General features: G+C 43.8%; 17 protein-coding genes, 1 pseudogene and 1 other annotated feature. Of the genes and pseudogenes, 9 read left to right on the top strand and 9 right to left on the bottom strand.

Going from position 1 to position 19,767, the window contains the following annotated elements; all coding sequences use genetic code 11:
• Positions 1–110: 110 nt before the first annotated feature.
• Positions 111–644 carry a Spy/CpxP family protein refolding chaperone gene (locus CXF61_RS05890; protein ID WP_165597514.1) on the bottom strand — a complete coding sequence of 178 codons (534 nt, stop codon included), beginning with the start codon at positions 642–644 and terminating at the stop codon, positions 111–113.
• Positions 645–1,011: 367 nt separating this feature from the next.
• On the opposite strand from CXF61_RS05890, the gene CXF61_RS05895 reads away from it, so the two are divergent.
• The 4 genes and pseudogenes from CXF61_RS05895 to CXF61_RS05910 all read left to right on the top strand — a co-directional run bounded on the left by CXF61_RS05895 (position 1,012) and on the right by CXF61_RS05910 (position 5,275).
• Positions 1,012–1,698, top strand: coding sequence for a response regulator transcription factor (locus tag CXF61_RS05895; RefSeq protein WP_165597515.1), 687 nt, complete (start codon positions 1,012–1,014; stop codon positions 1,696–1,698).
• Positions 1,699–1,712: 14 nt separating this feature from the next.
• Complete coding sequence (locus CXF61_RS05900; protein ID WP_165597516.1) at positions 1,713–3,362, top strand: sensor histidine kinase; 1,650 nt, start codon at positions 1,713–1,715, stop codon at positions 3,360–3,362.
• A gap of 417 nt (positions 3,363–3,779) precedes the next feature.
• Positions 3,780–4,001 (top strand): ESPR domain-containing protein, encoded by a 222-nt coding sequence (locus tag CXF61_RS05905; protein ID WP_165597517.1) that lies wholly within the window; start codon positions 3,780–3,782, stop codon positions 3,999–4,001.
• Between the two features lie 47 nt (positions 4,002–4,048).
• Positions 4,049–5,275 (top strand): annotated as a pseudogene (locus CXF61_RS05910) (IS3 family transposase).
• Positions 4,324–4,440 (top strand) — a sequence feature (AL1L pseudoknot). (Overlaps the previous pseudogene by 117 nt.)
• Positions 5,276–5,464: 189 nt before the next feature.
• Here CXF61_RS05910 and CXF61_RS05915 read toward each other — a convergent pair.
• Entirely contained in the window at positions 5,465–6,643 is a 1,179-nt protein-coding gene (locus CXF61_RS05915; RefSeq protein ID WP_165597518.1) for an acyl-CoA dehydrogenase family protein, read from the bottom strand.
• Between the two features lie 348 nt (positions 6,644–6,991).
• Positions 6,992–7,642 (bottom strand): maleylacetoacetate isomerase, encoded by a 651-nt coding sequence (maiA, locus tag CXF61_RS05920; protein ID WP_264755672.1) that lies wholly within the window; start codon positions 7,640–7,642, stop codon positions 6,992–6,994.
• A gap of 162 nt (positions 7,643–7,804) precedes the next feature.
• Between maiA and CXF61_RS05925 the strand changes: the two genes are divergently transcribed.
• On the top strand, positions 7,805–8,662 hold the full coding sequence (locus tag CXF61_RS05925; protein ID WP_165597520.1) for an IclR family transcriptional regulator: 858 nt from the start codon (positions 7,805–7,807) through the stop codon (positions 8,660–8,662).
• 67 nt (positions 8,663–8,729) lie between these two features.
• Here CXF61_RS05925 and CXF61_RS05930 read toward each other — a convergent pair whose 3' ends face one another.
• From CXF61_RS05930 to CXF61_RS05950, 5 genes are all read right to left on the bottom strand, one after another.
• Positions 8,730–9,782, bottom strand: coding sequence for a TRAP transporter substrate-binding protein (locus CXF61_RS05930; RefSeq protein WP_165597521.1), 1,053 nt, complete (start codon positions 9,780–9,782; stop codon positions 8,730–8,732).
• A gap of 137 nt (positions 9,783–9,919) precedes the next feature.
• Positions 9,920–10,495: a VOC family protein gene (locus CXF61_RS05935; protein ID WP_165597522.1), complete on the bottom strand. Its 576-nt coding sequence runs from the start codon at positions 10,493–10,495 to the stop codon at positions 9,920–9,922.
• A 146-nt stretch (positions 10,496–10,641) separates the two neighbouring features.
• Positions 10,642–11,943, bottom strand: coding sequence for a fumarylacetoacetase (fahA, locus tag CXF61_RS05940; RefSeq protein WP_165597523.1), 1,302 nt, complete (start codon positions 11,941–11,943; stop codon positions 10,642–10,644).
• Between the two features lie 312 nt (positions 11,944–12,255).
• A complete protein-coding gene (locus tag CXF61_RS05945; RefSeq protein ID WP_165597524.1) occupies positions 12,256–13,452 on the bottom strand; it encodes an amino acid aminotransferase in 1,197 nt (398 codons plus the stop codon).
• 157 nt (positions 13,453–13,609) lie between these two features.
• Entirely contained in the window at positions 13,610–14,557 is a 948-nt protein-coding gene (locus CXF61_RS05950; protein WP_165597525.1) for a LysR family transcriptional regulator, read from the bottom strand.
• A 161-nt stretch (positions 14,558–14,718) separates the two neighbouring features.
• On the opposite strand from CXF61_RS05950, the gene hppD reads away from it, so the two are divergent.
• From hppD to CXF61_RS05970, 4 genes are all read left to right on the top strand, one after another.
• Positions 14,719–15,819: a 4-hydroxyphenylpyruvate dioxygenase gene (gene hppD, locus CXF61_RS05955; RefSeq protein WP_165597526.1), complete on the top strand. Its 1,101-nt coding sequence runs from the start codon at positions 14,719–14,721 to the stop codon at positions 15,817–15,819.
• Positions 15,820–15,951: 132 nt separating this feature from the next.
• Positions 15,952–16,899: a phenylalanine 4-monooxygenase gene (gene phhA / locus CXF61_RS05960; protein ID WP_165597527.1), complete on the top strand. Its 948-nt coding sequence runs from the start codon at positions 15,952–15,954 to the stop codon at positions 16,897–16,899.
• Between the two features lie 124 nt (positions 16,900–17,023).
• Positions 17,024–17,365: a 4a-hydroxytetrahydrobiopterin dehydratase gene (locus CXF61_RS05965; protein ID WP_102090603.1), complete on the top strand. Its 342-nt coding sequence runs from the start codon at positions 17,024–17,026 to the stop codon at positions 17,363–17,365.
• Between the two features lie 109 nt (positions 17,366–17,474).
• Positions 17,475–18,878 carry a Na+/H+ antiporter NhaC family protein gene (locus CXF61_RS05970; RefSeq protein WP_165597528.1) on the top strand — a complete coding sequence of 468 codons (1,404 nt, stop codon included), beginning with the start codon at positions 17,475–17,477 and terminating at the stop codon, positions 18,876–18,878.
• 68 nt (positions 18,879–18,946) lie between these two features.
• Here the strand turns inward: CXF61_RS05970 and CXF61_RS05975 are convergent, their stop codons facing one another.
• Positions 18,947–19,693: a siderophore-interacting protein gene (locus CXF61_RS05975; RefSeq protein ID WP_165597529.1), complete on the bottom strand. Its 747-nt coding sequence runs from the start codon at positions 19,691–19,693 to the stop codon at positions 18,947–18,949.
• Positions 19,694–19,767 lie beyond the last annotated feature (74 nt).

A 19,767-nucleotide genomic window follows, 5' to 3' on the forward strand; every position in this document is an offset into this window, starting at 1 on the left:
GTTTTTGAACAGGATAATTTTGCACTAAAAAAAGCGCACCTATTAACGGCGTGCTTTTTCATTTTATACGTATACAGCTAGGTAAAATAACACTTTTCCGGAGTGGTTTATTACATACCTTGCTGTGCACGATCACCACGTTGCTCACGATGGTCTGGACCACGACGGCCTTCGTCGTTACCTTTTCTATCTTCTTTCATTTGTGCAAGTTTTGCGCGTTGCTCAGCAGTTAATACTTGAGCAATGGCGTGTTGTGTTTGTACACGCTCAATAAAGCGCTGCTTCGTTTTAGCAGCTTGCTGATCGGCCAAACGGTTTACTGCAGCACTATTCAATGTGCTTGCATTGGTCAGTGCTTGTATTTGCTGATCCATTTGCGCACGTTCCGCTTGATGTTCTGCACGGTCAGCAGTGCGATCGCCACGTTTGTTTTGCATGATGGCTTTGATTTGCGCTTGCTGTGTCGCGGTTAAGTCCAGTTTTGACATTGGGCCTCTCATCTCACCTTTTTTCATGCCATCTTTGTGGTTCTTCTGCATTTGTGCAGTTGGCGTTGTATCAGTAGTCGCGTTAACGCTGGTGCAAGCGGTCACGGTAAATATGCTAGACGCTGCTAATACTGAGCCTAATAGTAATTTTTTCATCATAATATCCTTGATTACATTGAGTTTGATTTCATAAGCACTAAATTTTTATCTCGCAAGTACCATCTGTTGAACGTTATCGCTCGTTATGGTCAGCCATCTTAGAAATGCAATACTTGCTGTTGATAGGAGTATATTACGACAGTTGAAGGTTACGAACATTTATGAAGTATTAAGAAAGGTAACGTTTCTGGTGAATTGGCAAGTGCTTGCCTGATAATATGGTTAACTACAGTCTACCGGCAATAAAGATACCACGGCGACAATCTCGCTAACCATATCAAAATGACACCTGTACGCGGACTTACTGCGTCATGATTATTATAGATTGAGTAAATAGAGATAAATAAAATTAAAGGAGAGAAGCATGCCAAACATTCTGATAGGCGATGATGACGAAGAGTTAACCCAGTTATTACAAGAGTATTTGCACAATCATGGCATTCAGTGTGATTGTGTCCATGATGGTGCAGCAGTCATACAACGACTTAAAGCAGTAGCACACGAAGATACGGTTTATGATTTACTCGTACTCGATATTATGATGCCGAAACTAGATGGTCTGAGCGTCCTGCGCCAATTACCAAATATTATCGATATTCCAGTCATTATGCTGACGGCAAAAGGGGAAGAGATTGATCGTATAATTGGTCTAGAGCTTGGTGCTGATGATTATATCACCAAACCGTGTAACCCTCGAGAGCTGCTAGCGCGTATTAATGCAGTGATTAAACGTACCAATACGACCGCATCAGAGCATACTCCGTTGCCAGAGAGTCGGTTGCATCTCGATCAAAACCAACGTGCCTGTCAGATAGATGGGGTAACGCTGCAAGTCACTGGTACAGAGTTTGATCTGCTCGTGGCCTTGCTCAAACAAAAAGGGGAGGTGGTAAGTAAAGCATGGCTGTCAGAAAATGTCTTGCAGCGTGAATTGCAGCCATTTGACCGTAGCCTCGATGTACATGTATCTCGCTTACGCAAAAAGCTTCAACCTTTCCACGATGAGCCAATAAAAGCGGTGCGTGGAAAAGGTTATCAACTGGTGCTGTAATGACGGACATATCGATGAAAGCTTCTGAGCAGACCCTCAAAAAAGCATCTAAGTTTAAAGTGCGCATTACTCTGTTTTGGCGTTTGTTCCTTAGTCTATTACTGACGATTTTAATCACCTCTGTATTGTCTATCCTAGTAGAACGCTGGTTGGCTGAAAAAGAGCTGACCTCTCGTATGGACGTACAAATCGATAGCCTATTGATAAAGCGTGAAGAGATGGTCGCATCACTACGGGCTGGTGATGTAGAGTCTGTCAGGCAGATGTATCGTCAAGACCGCCAGTTGATGAATCAAATCAGAGTCTATGATGAGCAGGGCGCTATTATATTCCCGCGTTACCGTGACAAAGATGAGCGCGCGCAAGGACAGCTGCAAAGTGGTCGGCAGCTAATGGATCGTGCGATACAACCGTTGCGACCGGTGTCGCCTAGACCACCTAGAGTAGAGAATAACGTTTATGGTGTAGAAGGTCGTAATGCTGACAATAGACTGCGTGAGCACGACAATGAGTTACCAAAAGATGAGCCGTCTTTCTGGCAAAAATTCCTAAAACCAAGAACGGCAAGTAGCGCCGCAGTAGCTGATATCGATACTCGTCCTGAATTGGCCGATATGTCTGTTGAATTACCTGATGGTCAGTCAATCATCATACAGTTGCGTCCGCATTTGCGTTTTTCAGACGTGGTAGAGATACAGCACGGTAATTTCCCAATACGTTTGCTATTGATCGTTATCTTTAGTGTGTTGGTTTGTGTCTGGCTCAGCCGTACGCTGACTCAGCGTATTGGACGTGTGCAGAGTACTGTTCATCGTATGATTGATGGGGATTATCAAGCCAATCCAGCGCTGTCAAAAATGGGTGATGATGAGCTGGGATTATTAGCCAAAGACGTGGCTCATTTGTCAACGAGACTGGCTGATAGTGAGCTGGCGCGTAAGCAGATGCTCAGTGATATCTCGCATGAGCTGCGCTCACCGCTCGCGCGTCTCGATGTTGCAACTGAGCTGACTCGTGATTTTGCACCCAATGCCCATCGTTATTTAGACCGTATTGACAAAGAGTCTGCGCGGATGAATGAGCTGATTGAGCAAATCATTCATATTCAATCCCTACAAATGCAGCAATATACCGTCGATAATTTGGAGAGTGAGGCAGTCGATATATCAGACATCATTAGCAATATCGGAGAGGATGTCTGCTTTGAGTTTCAACATAAAGACGTACATTGGCAATGGCAACCGCCTGTAGCCTCAGCGCTAGATAGTTTGGAAGGTTTTTGGACCGTCCAAGGTAATGCAGAGCAGTTGTATAGCGCGCTTGAAAATGTCATTCGCAATGCCTTTATGCACACGGCAGCGGGTTCGACAGTGATTGCTGAAATAAAGGCAATACAAATGGACAATAAGGTACCAGCTGTTCAAATTAATATAACAGACGAAGGTGGCGGTGTCGCAGAAAAAGACTTAGAGCGTATTTTTCATCCCTTTGTGCGGCTCGATACTGCTCGGCATCGTGATACTGGCGGCTATGGTCTTGGATTGGCCATTGTCCATGCTGTAGTCATGGCGCATAAAGGATATATCAATGCTCATAATCGCCAAGATGGTATCCAAGGGTTGGCGGTTCAAATAGTGCTACCTAGCAGACAAAAAGATAAATAATGCAGAAACAATTTATGTAACCAATGTGCGCTTATCATGTATTTTTAATGTGTATAAGAGTATATTTAGTAATAGATAAAAGCTGACTCTTCTTAAAATCGACGTAATTTATTATAAATAGACAAAAATTAAAAGTAATTATATTCGTTTATATGAATATAATAGACGAACGGTATCAAAACACGGATGAACGGTATTGTCTCTCTGTATATATTCGGTAATACTAATATATACAGAGAGTGATAAAGATTATACAAAACAGAACGTCTTATTCCTTAAAGACTACTACAACTATTATTTGAACAAGGTCTCGTTACTATAAGCTTATAACCCGTTTTATTTTGTCACATCGTCTCTCTGACATAGATCTTATCTCTGATTTTTTAAATCTGACAAGTCTGTAAGGGAGTACGCATCATGAACCGCATCTATAAAGTCATCTGGAATGAAGCCTTAAGTTGTTTTACCGCCGTTGGTGAATACGCGAAGGGACGTGGCAAATCTTCCAAATCTAGCGTTAGCTCTAACGCTACCATCAACACAACGTCTAACCTATCTGTTATCCGTACGTTACGTCTGAGCACTATAGCGCTTGGGCTACTAGCTGCTGGCTTTGGCATGCAGGCAAATGCATTGTGAACCGCCCCGGGATTGTCGGAGACTCAACGCTCCAAGAGAATATGACAATGAAAACACGAAATTATACCCCTGAAATGAAAGAGAGCGCCGTCCGTATGCTGATTGCAGCTAAAGACGATTACCCATCCACCTGGTCAGCCATCAAAGCCATAGCGCCAAAGATAGGTTGCACGCCTGAGACCCTACGATCATGGCATAAAAAGCACATTGATAAAACCATTCCTGCAAACATTCAAGCTCAAAGCCAAGCGGAGCGTATCAAAGAGCTTGAACGTGAGAACAGAGAGTTAAAGCAAGCCAATGAGATTATAAAGAAAGCTGCCGCTTTTTTCGCCCAGGCGGAGCTCGATCGCAAACCCAAGTAATGGTTGATTTTATTGAAGATCATAAACAACAATATGGAGTCGAGCCAATCTGTAGAGTATTACCGATTGCTCCATCCACATACTATCGTGCTAAAGAACTAGAAGAAAATCCTGAAAAGCGTTCACAGCGTAGTCAGCATGACGATTTCTACCTTAATGAGATTAAACGTATCTGGAAGAACAGCAAATGCCGATACGGTGCTCGTAAAGTTTGGCAACAGTTGAAAGCAGAGGGTATACATCCTGCACGCTGCACGCTGCACTATAGAGCGGTTAATGCGTCAGCATGGTATGCAAGGTGTTTGGCGAGGTAAAGGTAAGATAACGACTAAGTCTCGTGATGATCAAAAGCGTGCTGATGATTTAGTTAATCGTAACTTTAACGCCCATCGCCCTAACCAACTATGGGTAGCTGATTTTACCTATATAAAGACATTGAGTGGTTGGGTATATACTGCTTTTATCATTGATGTGTTTGCTCGCGCTATCGTTGGTTGGAAAGTATCAGATCGTATGAACACGGATATGGTGATGGCAGCGTTAAATCAAGCCATTGGAGACAGAAATAACCCAAAAGATGTGATTCATCATAGTGATCGCGGCGTTCAGTACTTATCCATTCGCTATATTGATAAGATGGCTGATTCTGGCGTTATTGCATCTGTTGGTACAACCGGTGATTCATACGATAATGCATTGGCTGAAACGGTTAACGGGCTTTATAAAACAGAGGTGATTGAATATTTAAAACAGCAGTGGCGGGATGCGTATGATGTTGAATTAGCAACCCTTGAATGGGTCGATTGGTTTAACAAAACTCGCATTCATAGTACGATTGGTTATGTGTCGCCTTTTGAGTTTGAGAGACGATACTATGATAGTCTTACTAAGTCAGACAAAGCTGCCTGACTCAAGCAATCCACTCTCCGATATAGTCGGGGCGGTTCATTATCGATAGACTATAAAAAAGCAAGACATCCAATGTCTTGCTTTTTTACGGCTTAAAGATAAACAATTAAAGTAATAAAGCTATCGATAAATCATAAGCGCTTGTAAGTTGTATCTTACAAGCGCTTATGATTTATAATTAAGACGCTGTTATATTCTAAACATTGCACCATTCGGTGTCAGTCCAACATAGGCCATACCTGCTTGATTCATCCAGTGAGGTTGAATAATGCCATGCTGCAAAATCGCATGAATATCTCTATGCGCCCTTTCTATCTTATGCTTTTTATATAGGGAGGCTGTGCCTGCGACTGCGTAAATTTCAGATACCATGTCACGAGCTTCTCTTGCGCCTTCATAAGACGCTGCCCACACATCGGCAAGCTGTATATCAGTAAAGGTGTTCTGCTGCTGTGCCTCTTCCCATAGTACCTCGACACTATGATGCAGTTGGTCGCGTTTTGATGCCAGTATTGTTTTGCTCTTAGCAATGGTAGCCTGTACCGTTGCACGGTCGCGTAAATCTGGACTCTTATCAGGCGTTACCCTTTCAAGACACATATCAACCAAGTCGTCCATGGCGGCTTTTAATACGCCTAGCGCCATCGCTGCACAGCCAGCAGCATTGATACAGCCGATAGGCAGACGACTGTAGGCAGTATCGACAGCCACAGGACTATCAAAGTCAACTGCATAATCCTCTTTGACAAAAGCGCCTTTGATGACTATATCGTGGCTACCTGTGCCATTTAGACCGCCCACATCCCACGTATCAATGATTTTTACGTCTTTTTTAGGAATAAAGAATAGTTTTAAATTTGCACCTGGACCAAGGGTTGTAGGAGAGCCTTCGGAGATAACGAGACAACGTAACACAAACCAGTCAGCCAATTGGCATCCAGAGACGAGTGTCCATTGTCCTGATACCATGTAGCCATTATCTACTGTTTGGGCCACGCCTTCAGGCCGTGCGGAATTGGCATAAATATGAGAGGGGTCGCTATATACCTCTTTCATACTGGACTCATCCAAAAATCGACCGAATGTACAGGCCAAATGGTTGTTCCAAACGATCCAAGCAACGGAGGCCTCAGCACTGGCCAACGTCTCATAAGTTTTTAGCGTTTCTACTGGGTTGCCTGCCCATCCTCCTAACGATTTAGGCAACCCCATTCTAAATAATGCAAATTCTGAAAGTTTATTGACTACCACGGGCGCAATTTTTCTAGCGCTTTCTGTTTCATCTCTGAACATGATTGCTGATGCATAAATCTTGTTTGCTGCATCCGATGGTAGGGTGGTTATTTCTGCTGAGGATATATCATTCATATTGTTCAACCTTATTATGATGAATAAGACAGTACTTTTTCTACAGCTAATAAAGTACAAATTTGAGCGATGACAAATGCTTATATAAAGAATAACCAACAGCTGCCCACCATACAACCGTTAATATGAATATATTAAAAATTATATTGTAAAAATTGAATAAATAGTAATTAATGAGGCAAAGTTAAGCAATTAAGCTAGGAATTAAGCTGTAAAAATAGGTAGGGGTAAAGAATAGCGAAGAATAAAGCTAGACCAAATATTAAGTGTTAATTCTAAGTCACTTAATATTTGGCCGAGAAGATAAATATTCTATAAAGATAGGTATCCTATAAAAACTGTCTTAAATTAGGCATCACGTTTCGGCGCATCAGGCTGCATCATAGGATCCGCATCTGCGAACGCTTTTAGTGTACGGCAATGAGTATCAATGGCGACGATATTGGGATAAGCGCTCAAATCTACTTTGAAGCGGCGAGCAGAAGAGACTTGCGGAATCAAATAACAATCTGCGAGAGTAGGACTGTTCCTATAGCAGAACTGTCCGCGATTGTTATCCGCCGCCAAACGTGTTTCTAAAGCGGCAAAACCTTCACTGATCCAGCGATTGCACCATGCAATCACATCTTTCTCATCTACTGACAGCTCATTACGCAGGTACTGTAAAATGCGGCGATTATTGATTGGGTGGATGTCGCAACCAATCATGGCGCTCAGCGCGCGTACCTGCATACGCCCAGCAGCATCGTCAGGTAATAGTGCGTGCTCAGGGTAGACATCTTCTAACCACTCCAAGATAGCTGGACTTTGGTATAATAATAAATCGTCAGTCTGTAGGACAGGCACCAGTCCTTGCGGGTTAATCGCTTTGAAGGCAGATTCTAACTGTTCATCCTGTGCCAGATTGATCGTGATATCATTGTAATGTAAGCCTTTTAGGTTCATAGCGATACGAGTACGGTAAGACGTGCTACTACGAAAGTAGCCATAAAGTGTCATCATGATTCATGTCCTTATGTAGATGTGTTTTTATAAAGATAAATATTATGAAGTAAGGTCTGTATCTCACTGGTATTTGATCGAGCAAGTCATTATTGAACAAACCATTATTAAGCAAGCCATCATTAAAAAATAACCAAGCACACCAGAATCGAGCAAATCATGCCAGCAGACAAAACCCTTGTAGACAGTTCTATCAGCAGTAAAAACCAAAGTGGGGTTCAGTCGCTTGAGATTGGGCTGTCGATACTCGATGTGCTGATCGACCGCAATGAGCCTATGATGCTAAAAGATATCGCTGAAGCTATGCAAATGCATCCAGCAAAATCCCATCGTTACTTGGTCAGTCTCATCCGCAAAAACTACGCGCGTAAGCTCGATGATGGTCGCTATGGGCTTGGCGATAGAGTCAATGCATTGGCATCACTAGGACATACTGAACTCAACCAAAACAATCTGTTGGCACGTCTCACGCAAGTGGCTAATGAAATCAAAGATACCTTAAATTGCGGTGTGCAAATCGCCAAATGGTTTAGCGAAGGCCCTATTATTATCCAGTCCGTTGAGCCAGACAGTCCGATTAGTATCATTACTCGCATTGGCTCACGTATGCCTCTGACGACATCGGCCACAGGGCAGTTATTTGCCAGTTATCAACCTGATGCCGTCATTCAGCCATTGGTCACAGCTGAATGGCATACGACTAATACCGCTGTAGATATGACCGAGAAATGGCAGGATTTTGCTCAGCTACAAGCCAAAATTCGTACTCAAGGCTATGCGACAGTGACGGGCGATATGCTTATGGGGATTAATGCCATTACGATACCTGTCATATTGCCGCAGCTTGCCAATAGCGTTGTTAACCAACCCACGAGTAGTGATAAAACTGATGATGAAGATTTACCGCTAGAATATGCTATCACTATCATTGGAACAACAGAGCAATTGCCTATGAGTGAGCAACATAATGTGGTTAAGAAAATACTGGCGATAGCACAGCGTTATCAAATTGCCTAGCCAGTATGTGGTGCTATAAGCTAGGGCGTGCCTTCAATTCACGCCATAGTCATCTGATATGTATCCTTTAGACCATACAGGCGCTACTGGCCGCTTTTGCTTTTTCGTATACGTTGTCAGCGTCTAGGCCAGTTGCATTTACTTCATCTAGGTAATGCTGAGAGCCTTCCATTAATGGGCCTCTCCAATCTGGGTCATTGAGTGGATCAGGAATATCAATCATAATATCGCCTTTTGCTTTGGCGGCGGCCATCGCTTTGGCATTGCTGATGTCAAATACTTTAGAGATATGTGCTGCCAGCTCTGCGCCAGAATTGTCATCAATCACTTTTTTGAGGTCATCAGGCAAGCTGTTATATTTCTCTTTGTTCATGCTAATCACAAAGGTGGAGTTATAAAAAGGAATATTGGTGTGCGTATTGATCAGCTCATCAAGGCGAAACGCTTGAATGGGTTGCCAAGTAAAGCTAAGTCCGTCAATGACACCGCGCTGCAGAGAGGTATAAGTATCACTGGCAGGCATGCCGACAGGTGCAGCACCAGTGGCTTCGATAATGTGGCTAGCAACCGCAGAAGGTTGGCGAATACGCAGACCTTTCATATCAGCTGGCGTGCGAATCGGTTTATCAACCGTATGAAGTGCACCTTGTCCAGTGCCTATCAGCGCTAGCAAGTGAGTGTCTTCGTACTCGTCTTTAATGACACCCTCGTCATATAGTTTATGAAGTATACAGCTCTGCTGCTGTGCAGTATTTGTGATGCCTGGCAACTCTACGATTTGAGTCAAAGGAAAACGTCCTGCTGTATATCCTTGCGCTTGCATACCAATATCTACGCTACCTTTAGCTGTAGCGTCATAGGTAGCACCTGGTTTGCTGAGCGTCGCAGAAGGGTATATCTCAACCTTTAAGCGACCTTTTGAATCTGCTTCAATTTTCTTTGCCCATGGCTCTAACGCTTCGGTGTTTATATTGTCAGTGGCAGTCATGAAATGCGAGAACCGCAATGTTGTCACTTCACCTGCATCTGTAGACGCGCCTCCTGCTTGGTCGTTATTGGAGCAACCAGTCATCGCAATCGAGGCGGCTAAGAATATTCCTAGAGGGGTTCTTATTTTCATCATAGAGTCCTTTCATGATGGTTAGATATGGTTCGCTATTCATTAATACCTAGGGTATGTCGTCAATTAGCACTTTTATAATTAAAGCGATGATTAACTGATCATTTAAAAAGGCAGTAAACAGAATGACAGGAGAGTTACTCGCCGACAGGAGCAACTTCGCGTGCTTCAGCCAGCTCATCACTATGCAGAAACTGTGTATGTGCAGGAGCACGCTTGGTACGAGACCACTCATCTAGCATGTCTTGCTTGATGGCATCTGTAATCATCGATACTTTGTCTTCTGAGGTTGGATCATCATAGGTCAGCTCGAGACGATGACCATTGGGGTCAAAGAAGTAAATCGAGTGGAATATACCGTGATTGGTCACGCCAATGACATCAATGCCTGCATTTTCTAAATGCTCTTTGGCAACAATAAGCTCGTCACGGTCCTTAACCTTTAGCGCCAAATGCTGCACCCAGCTTGGGGTACTAGGATCAAAGCCCATCTCAGGTTGATTGGGTACTTCAAAAAACGCTAAGACATTTCCATTACCAGCGTCCAAAAAGACGTGCATATAAGGGTCAAAGGCTTTGGTCGAAGGCACATGATCTTCTGCGAATGCCAGAATAAAATCCATATTTAGATTTTTTTTATACCATTCGACGGTTTCTTTGGCATCTTTGCAGCGATAAGCCACATGATGGATTTTCTCAATTTGAAAGCTCATATCAAACTCCTTTTGATAAGGCGCGTCACTCATTTGGCTGTATTCACATAACGATGAGTAGGTGAATGCATTTGTCTTCCTATCAGCCTGCATGAGAGTTTTCACGCCTATTTTGCTATTTCTCTATCTATGTTATTTCTTAAATACTATTTATCAAAATCAAAGCTCAGTGCTGGTAATACCTTGCCGCGTACTTCACCAAAGCCAACACGGATGCCGTCTTTTTCGCTATAGCCTTTCATAATGACTGTGTCACCATCTTCGATAAAGCTGCGTGTTTCGCCACCTTCAAGCGTGACTGGTTTGGTAGCATTCCAAGCAATCTCTAGCATCGAGCCATAAGAATCAGGCGTTGGTCCTGAAATCGTGCCTGAACCCATCATGTCACCGACTTCAACTTTGCAGCCAGTGATGGTGTGGTGGGTAAGCTGCTGTGCCATTGACCAGTACATATATTTGAAGTTGGTCTCGCAAATGACTGTCGCGGTTTCCGCATTTTCAGGCAGTAATTCAACCGATAGATTGATGTCAAAGCTGTTGTCGTTCGCTTTTCCGTTTAGATAAGCAAGTGGCTTGGGTTCTTGAGTTGGGCAAGCTGTTTTAAACGGTGCCAACGCATCCATGGTGACAATCCAAGGAGAAACCTCGGAGGCAAAGGTCTTAGCATTAAATGGACCTAAAGGCACGTATTCCCATTTTTGGATATCTCGTGCTGACCAGTCATTGAGCAACACCATGCCAAAGATATGATCAGCGGCATCATCTACGGCGATTGGCTGACCGATATGATTACCTTTACCAACGACAAATGCGGTCTCTAGCTCAAAATCCAAGCGCTTACAGGCAGAAAAAATAGGACGCTCATCAGGGCTAGGCTTTAGCTGACCTGATGGACGTACGATATCAGTTCCACTGACGATGACGGTGCTGGCGCGTCCGTTATAGCCGACAGGCATTTCGGTCCAATTAGGTAGCAGGGCGTTGTTTGGATCGCGGAACATGGTGCCGACGTTGGTCGCGTGCTCTTTCGATGAGTAAAAATCGGTAAAGCCCGGTACTTGCACTGGCAAACGCATGGTGACGTCTGCTTGCTTAAACAGGACTTTGTTCTGTAAGTCTGCATTGTCACGTAGGGTGTCACTGTCGCTAGACAGCAGTGTCTGAATCGTCGTACGTGCTTGCGTCCAATTGTCTCGACCAGAATCAATAAAAGCATTTAGAGTGGACTGGTCAAAATACGGACCACCGTTCAAACTTAATAATCCTTCGGCTTCGAGTACAGATAGATCCAGTACATGCTCACCGATGGCAACGCCTGCACGGCGCTTGCTATCACCAGCAGCGTCTTTGGTCTCGCTAAAGATGCCATAAGGAAGGTTGTGAATAGAAAAGTCAGAGTCAGCAGCGATATCGATAAAAGAGGTGAGGGTGCTGTCAGTCGTTGACATGATTTGCTCCTTGCTAATATACATTATGAATTACGTTATAATTAATTACTTACGTATAATGTAATTTATTGATATATGGATTGCAAGTTTTTTGTGCAATGTCTTTTGTGAAAAGGCTGCTTTGAAAAGTGGTTGTCGTTGTTTTGACTAAACGGTTCTGACTAGATGATTTTAATAAAATAGTTTTGACGAAATAATTTTGATTAAATACTAGGCACAAAAAAAAGGCTAAGCAATCGCTCAGCCTTTCTTATCTATGTTTATTTTTTATAAAGTTACATATTGAGGAACATGTTAAGTAACTTGGACTAATTAATCTTTTAAGACGTCTGCCATGGCATTGGCCACATAGTCGATGTTGCTGGTATTTAGGCCAGCCACACACATACGTGAGTTAGAAACCATATAGATACCAAACTCGGTCTGTAGGCGTTCGACTTGCTCAGGCGTGAGACCAGTAAAGCTAAACATACCGTTTTGACGAGTGATGTAGTCAAAGTTACGGTGAGGGATTTTGGCTTCTAACACTGACTTTAGCTTTAGGCGCATGGCTTTGATACGGTCGCGCATCGCATAAACTTCGCCAACCCACTGCTCATGTAGCGCTTCATCGTTCATGACGATATCGACCACACGTCCACCATGTGACGGCGGGCTTGAGTAGATACGGCGTACGGTTGCGTTTAGCTGACCGAATACGCGCTCGGTTTCGTCTACGGTTGGGCAGACGACTGATAGGCCGCCGACGCGCTCGCCGTATAGCGATAAGTTTTTAGAGAATGAGTTGCTAACAAACAATGGCAAGCCCATCTCAACCGCTTTACGAATAGCGTAAGCGTCGCTGTCCATGTCTTCGCCAAACCCTTGATAAGCGATGTCCATGAATGGAATCAGCTCACGCGCCTTCACGACGTTGAGTACGGTATCCCATTGCGCTTGGGTCAAATCCATACCGGTTGGGTTATGGCAGCATGGGTGTAGCAAAATGACGTCATTTTTGTTTAATGTTTCAAAAAACGCAATCATTTCATCAAATTTGATGCTGCTGTTGGCTTTGTCGTAGTACGGGTATTTACCGACTTCTACATCAGAGCCTTCAAAGATAGCAATATGGTTGCCCCATGTTGGATCGCTCACATAGCACTTAGCTTGTGGGAACCAGTCATGAATAAATTCAGCACCAACTTTCAAAGCGCCAGAACCACCGATTGTAGCGATAGTAGCGACCAAGCCGTCTTTTAAAATCTGAGCGTCTTTACCAAATAGTAATTCCTGACAGCCTTTACGGTGGCCTGGTAGACCTGCCATTGGTAGGTATGGACGCGGGGCGATAGGATCAGCAATACGCTCTTCGGCTGTTTTTACACAGTCGAGTACAGGCAATACGCCATTCTCATCATAATAAATACCAATGCCTAAATTGACCTTGTTAGGATTGCTATCTGCTGAGTATTTTTCCATAAGACCTAAGATTGGATCACCAGCGTAATAATCGATACGTTCAAACATGCCATTTCCTTATAAAAATATAAATCGAGCAGCCGAAAATCATAGAGCAAATCGCGGCTGAACTCAACACGAGAGTGGGTTATATGAGGCAATTAATAAAATAAATAGCCAAATAGATTGTTTATCCATCTATCAAGCGCATTTGACATGCTATACGTCATTCGCTAGACGATGAGTCAGAGTGATGTAGGTCGTTATAATGAGTCGCAAAATACGTTTGCAAAAATTGCTTAAAAGCAATTGTCGCTGGAGAGAGAGCCCGTGAAGCACGTTGATAGATAAAGAATTGCCGCATTTTGACTGGTTGAGTGAGTGGTCGCATCAGCAGACCATTGGCGCTGACCCAATCAATAACTTCAGGCATATAAGGCAGACACAGCGTGATACCAAAGCCTTGACGTGTCATCTCAAGCGCGGTAGACATAAAGTTCACCTTGTAGCGGGCTTGTTGAACATGAGCGGAGATAGAGTCGTCGAGTTCTGCGGTTACTTGATCTAGGAACGGACCTTGTAAAGTAATTAGCGGTGTCTCTAATAAATCTTGCCAAGTAATTTCGTCTCTTTGTGCCAGTGCATGATTGTTTGGCATAACCACGCAAAATGGTAGCTGATATAACAAGTCAGCCCTGATGTCATCATCAGTTTCTATAAAACCGAGCTCGGTACCAACCCCTAAATCGACTTCGATATCTTGAATATGCTTGAGCAAATTTTCTGCTGAACAGTCCAATAGTGAGACGCCAATATTTGGATATTCTTTGGCAAATTGAGCGATGACTGCGGGTAGGGAAGATGCTGCAAACTGTGATACCGCCAAGCGCACCTGACCTTGGGCCAAGCTAGTCAGACTACTCGCTTCATTTTCAAACAGCTGCATCTCATTCAAGATACGCCTTGCTTGTGGTAGCAGATGCCGCCCTACTGCTGACAGAGACAACTGGCGAGTGGTGCGATCAAACAACACGATACCAAGGCCAGTCTCTAGCTCCTTAATCAATCCGCTGACGGCAGATTGAGTCAAATACATCTGTTCGCTGGCACGAGTAAAGCTGCCGTTGTCAGCGACTTTGATAAATGCGGTCAATTGGCGAATGCTGATATTCATAAGTAAACCTGATAAATAAATCATAAAAAACAATTAGTCTTATAAATAAAGCTAATCTAATATAAATACAACGTCAACAATAAAGATTGATTATTAATCGTTTTATAGACTTTCGCTAATAACCGACTTTTTACCATCAATTGAAATTAAGGATAATTACAATGGCAGATTTATTTGACAACCCAATGGGACTAAATGGATTTGATTTTGTCGAGTTTGCTTCTCCGCAGCCTGATGCAGTCGACGCATTGTTTAAGCAGCTTGGTTTTGCTCATGTCGCCAATCATCGCTCGAAAGACGTTGCTCTATATCGCCAAGGTGATATCAACCTTATCCTAAACCGCGAACCAAAAAGCCCAGCCAGTTACTTCGTTGAAGAGCATGGCGCAGGTGCTTGTAGCATGGGCTTTCGGGTAAAAGATGCCAAAAAAGCATATGAGCGTGCCGTTGAAATGGGCGCACAGCCAGTAGACGTACCAACAGGTGTAATGGAGCTTAGATTGCCTGCTATCAAAGGCATCGGCGGCTCACTAATCTATTTGATTGACCGTTATAAAGATGGCGAATCTATCTATGATGTCGATTTTGAGTTCTTTGCAGATATCGACAGGAATCCTGTCGGCTATGGCTTTAAAGTTATCGACCATCTAACGCACAACGTCTATCGTGGACGCATGGCGTACTGGGCAAAATTCTATGAGCGTATCTTTAATTTCCGCGAGATTCGTTACTTTGATATCAAAGGTGAGTACACGGGACTAACCAGTAAAGCCATGACCGCACCCGATGGAAAAATCCGTATTCCACTGAATGAAGAAGCCAAGCAGGGCGGTGGCCAAATCGAAGAGTATCTAATGCACTTCAATGGCGAAGGTATTCAGCATATTGCTTTAGCCAGTGATGACTTGTTTGCCAGTATTGATAAGCTAAAAGCAGCTGGTATTCCGCTGATGACCGCACCAAATGCCGCTTATTATGAAATGCTGAGTGAGCGTTTGCCAAATCATGGTGAAAATGTCACCGACTTGCAAACGCGCGGTATCTTATTAGACGGCACCACAGAAGGCGGTGCACCGCGTCTGCTGCTACAGATTTTCTCTGAGACCATCTTGGGTAGCCCAGTGTTCTTTGAGTTTATTCAGCGTAAAGGCGATTATGCAGATGGCTTTGGTGAAGGTAACTTTAAAGCGTTGTTTGAGTCGATAGAGCGCGACCAAGTACGTCGCGGCACAGTCGGTCAGCCAGAGACTGAAACGCTATAATATTGTCTAATGCTCGGGCCACGTTTAATCAATGGACAAGACAAAAGGAGTTTGTGTTGTCCTTAATAGGAGTATTACCTACAAGCACGACAGCAAAGGTAATGCTCTCATTGCGATAAAAGGAATACAGGCATGGAACGCCTATCACAGATAGATTCTCTTAATACGGCCATCGGTACCAATAGCGTTGCGACTAATAAGCAAAGCAACGATGCGTCCAGTCATTCTAATGCGACAAATAAAAAACAACCGTATATCTCACACCAACCCGATAGTCATGGTCATATTCACTATAGTGATGATGAGCATGCGATGTGGCAAGCGCTGCTGGCACGTCAAGCGGAACAAACGCCCAATCGTGCGTGTACTGCATATTTAGAGGGTTTAACTAAGTTAAACCTACCGACCACACGTATTCCTCAGCTACGAGATATTGACGAGGTATTACAAGCGACCACAGGTTGGCAGACCGCCGCTGTGCCTGCATTAATCAGCTTTGGTAAATTTTTCAAACTACTGGCCAATAAGTCCTTTCCTGTGGCGACGTTTATTCGTCGATTTGATGACATGGACTATATTGAAGAGCCTGATATCTTTCATGAAATCGTTGGGCATTGTCCGCTATTGACCCATCCTGCGTTTGCGACGTTTAATGAGACGTATGGCAAGCTTGGTTTGAGTGCAACGAAAGAGGAGCGCTGGTTTTTAGCACGATTGTATTGGTTTACCATTGAGTTTGGCTTGGTTGGCAGTCGCATAGAAAATCGTAGAATCTATGGTGGCGGTATATTAAGCTCACCTTCTGAAACGATCTACGCACTTGATCGGACGCCGCAAGAGCTTTCAATCGCTCAAAACAAGCCGCAATCTCAACCTCAGTCTCAACCTGAGCACCGAGCGTTTGATTTGCTCGATGTGTTGCGTACGCCTTATCGTATCGATCAGATACAGCCTATTTACTATGTCATTGATGAATTAGATACCTTATTTGATATCGTCAATAGTGACATTATGAGTGCGGTCAAAAAAGCTATGTCGCTTGGACTATTTGAGCCGACCTATCCAGAAAAAACTCGTTAAAAACGTCAATTCAAAATTAAACATGAAAACCAACACTTCAGTACGGAATATTGAGATAGCAGCAAAGCTATATCAACATGGATGTACGAGTATTAAAAAATAGCCACTATAAAAGGATTTTATTATGACAGCACTATCACAAAACAGCTGCGAAGCTTGCCGCATTGGCGCACCGAAAGTTGAAGAAGCCGAAGCACGAGAACTATTACCGCAAATTCCTGATTGGTCATTGATTGAAGTAGATGGTATTCAGCAATTGCAGCGTCAGTATAAATTTAAAAACTTCGTCTCAGCAATGGCATTTGCCAATCAACTGGCAGAAATCGCTGAAGCAGAAGGACATCATCCGGGTATATTGGTAGAGTGGGGTAAGGCTACGGTCACTTGGTGGTCGCATAGCATCAAGGGTTTGCATCGCAATGATTTTGTCATGGCAGCTAAGACCGATGACTTACTAGGCAAGTAATAAGTTGCTTCACTAGCAAGTCACTTTAATCGTACTTCTACCATTAAAATTAAAATTAAAATCAAACCCAATTTAGTGCCAGTATTTACTGGCATTTTAAGGATGTGTCATGCCACCAAAACCGCTTACATTAATCAGTGCCAAGCTCGCCTTCATTATATCCGCCATCGTCATCGGTATCATGGGCATCACCATGATTGGCTTTGGCTGGGTGCCTCATCTGTCTCTTATCTTGGCCATCTGTGTGCTACTGGCTATCGGTATGTACAAAGGTCTCAGCTTTGATGACATGCAAGCGCAAATGGCCTCAGGTGTCATGCGCGGTATTAGTGCCATCTATTTGTTCTTCTTTATTGGACTGATGGTTGCGGCTTTGATGATGTCTGGTGCGATTCCTACACTCATGTATGTAGGCTTTCAGCTGATCTCACCTGAGTATTATTATATCTCTGCCTTTATCTTGACCTCTATTATCGGTATTGCATTGGGTAGTAGTTTGACGACTGCAGCGACTTTGGGCGTGGCCTTTATTGGTATGAGTAACGCCTTTGATGCCAATGTGGCGATAGCGGCGGGGGCAGTAGTATCAGGTGCGTTCTTCGGCGATAAGATGTCACCCTTGTCTGATACTTGTACGATTGCGTCTTCAGTAGTCGGTATCGATCTGTTTGAGCATATTCGCAATATGATGTATACGACCGTACCTGCATGGATACTGACGGTTATCTTGTTTTGGATGTTCTCAGGACAGACGACCAGTGCTGATCTGAGTCAAGTGACGATATTGCAAGGTCAGCTGATAGATAGTGGGTTGGTACATGGGTATTCGGTATTACCCTTTGTGATATTGGTTGGATTGGCGCTGTTTCGGGTCAATGCAATTTATACGATTATCTGTACCATTGCCGCGGCACTGATCATTACTTATATCCATAGCTCACCAAGCTTTGGTCAATTGGGTGGTTACTTGTTTGCAGGCTATGCTCCTGCTGAATCATTAGAGCTGGGTGAGGTAGGTGGTATGCTGTCGCGTGGCGGTGTACAGAGTATGTTCTTTACTCAGGCGATTGTGATACTGGCATTAAGCTTAGGTGGTCTATTAACGGCACTAGGGATTCTGCCTGCACTGCTATCTGGTATTAAAGACACATTGACGACATCAGGACGAGCGATATTTGCGGCAGCGATGTCGGCATTGAGCATTAACGTGCTGATTGGTGAGCAGTATTTGAGTATCTTGTTGTCAGGTACAGCATTTCGTTCGACGTTTGAGCGTTTGAACTTACATCCAAAGAATTTGTCTCGGACGATTGAGGATGCGGGAACGGTGATTAATCCGCTGGTGCCTTGGAGTGTGTGCGGGGTGTTTATCAGTCAGGCGTTAGGGGTGCCGGTATTAGATTACTTGCCTTATGCGTTCTTCTGTTATTTGTCACTGCTATTGACGCTGCTATTCGGGTTCACGGGGCTGACGATTAGTCGGGTTAAAGAGGGGAAGGTGGTTGAAGCATGATAAGTGATGATTGATAAAAAAAGGTGGGGCTAATATTAGCTCCACCTTTTTTGTTTCGAAATACGTAACTACTGATCTTCCGTTTGCGCATCCTGACTTTTGACGATTTTATGCTGATCCTCTGTGCTATCGACTTTCCAGTAGCTAGAAACATATAAATGCGTCTTTGGTATTGCGCACTCAACTTTGAAGTACTGGCGCAGTGCACGCATACTATGAAACTCACAAGCTGCCCAAACAGCAGGTTGACCATCAAGCCAGTTCAATGATTTAACACAGTCCAGTAAAGGGCTATCGTCTGCATTTGGATGGGCATTAATCACCCAATGTATCTCGACGTTCTCTGGTTTTTTGAGCGTCTGACGATCTGCCTCAGTCGTCACTTCAAGTACTGCGTAACCACGAGCATCAGTAGGTAACTGTGCTAAGTTGACCGTAATCGCTGGTAGCGCGGTCATATCACCGACTAATAAAAACCAATCTGCTTCATTGTTGATGAGTTTTTTTGGCCCTGGACCACCTATCAGAATTTGATCGCCGACTTGCGCATTTTGTGCCCATGCTGATGCAGGTCCTTCTGTTTCATGTAAAGCAAAGTCAACATCTATTGCGTCTTCACGTTGCACGCTCACCGTATAAGTACGCATCAGTGGGCGGCTACCTGCATCTTGAGGGAATATCAGTTTGATATAAGCACTTTCTTGATCGATAGGAAAATCAACCATGCCAGCACCGCCAAGCGTGACACGGCACATATTTGGCGTAATGTATTTAGTGCCAATAACTTCTAGTACTCTTGGAGTAGGTTTTGCCATATTGTGCTTTCCTTCTAACAGCGGGTTAGGGGCTAGGGGTTGGCTTACTAATAGAACCAACCCGCTGCTTGTAA

The organism is Psychrobacter sp. 4Dc, from assembly GCF_002836715.1.
Lineage (GTDB): Bacteria > Pseudomonadota > Gammaproteobacteria > Pseudomonadales > Moraxellaceae > Psychrobacter.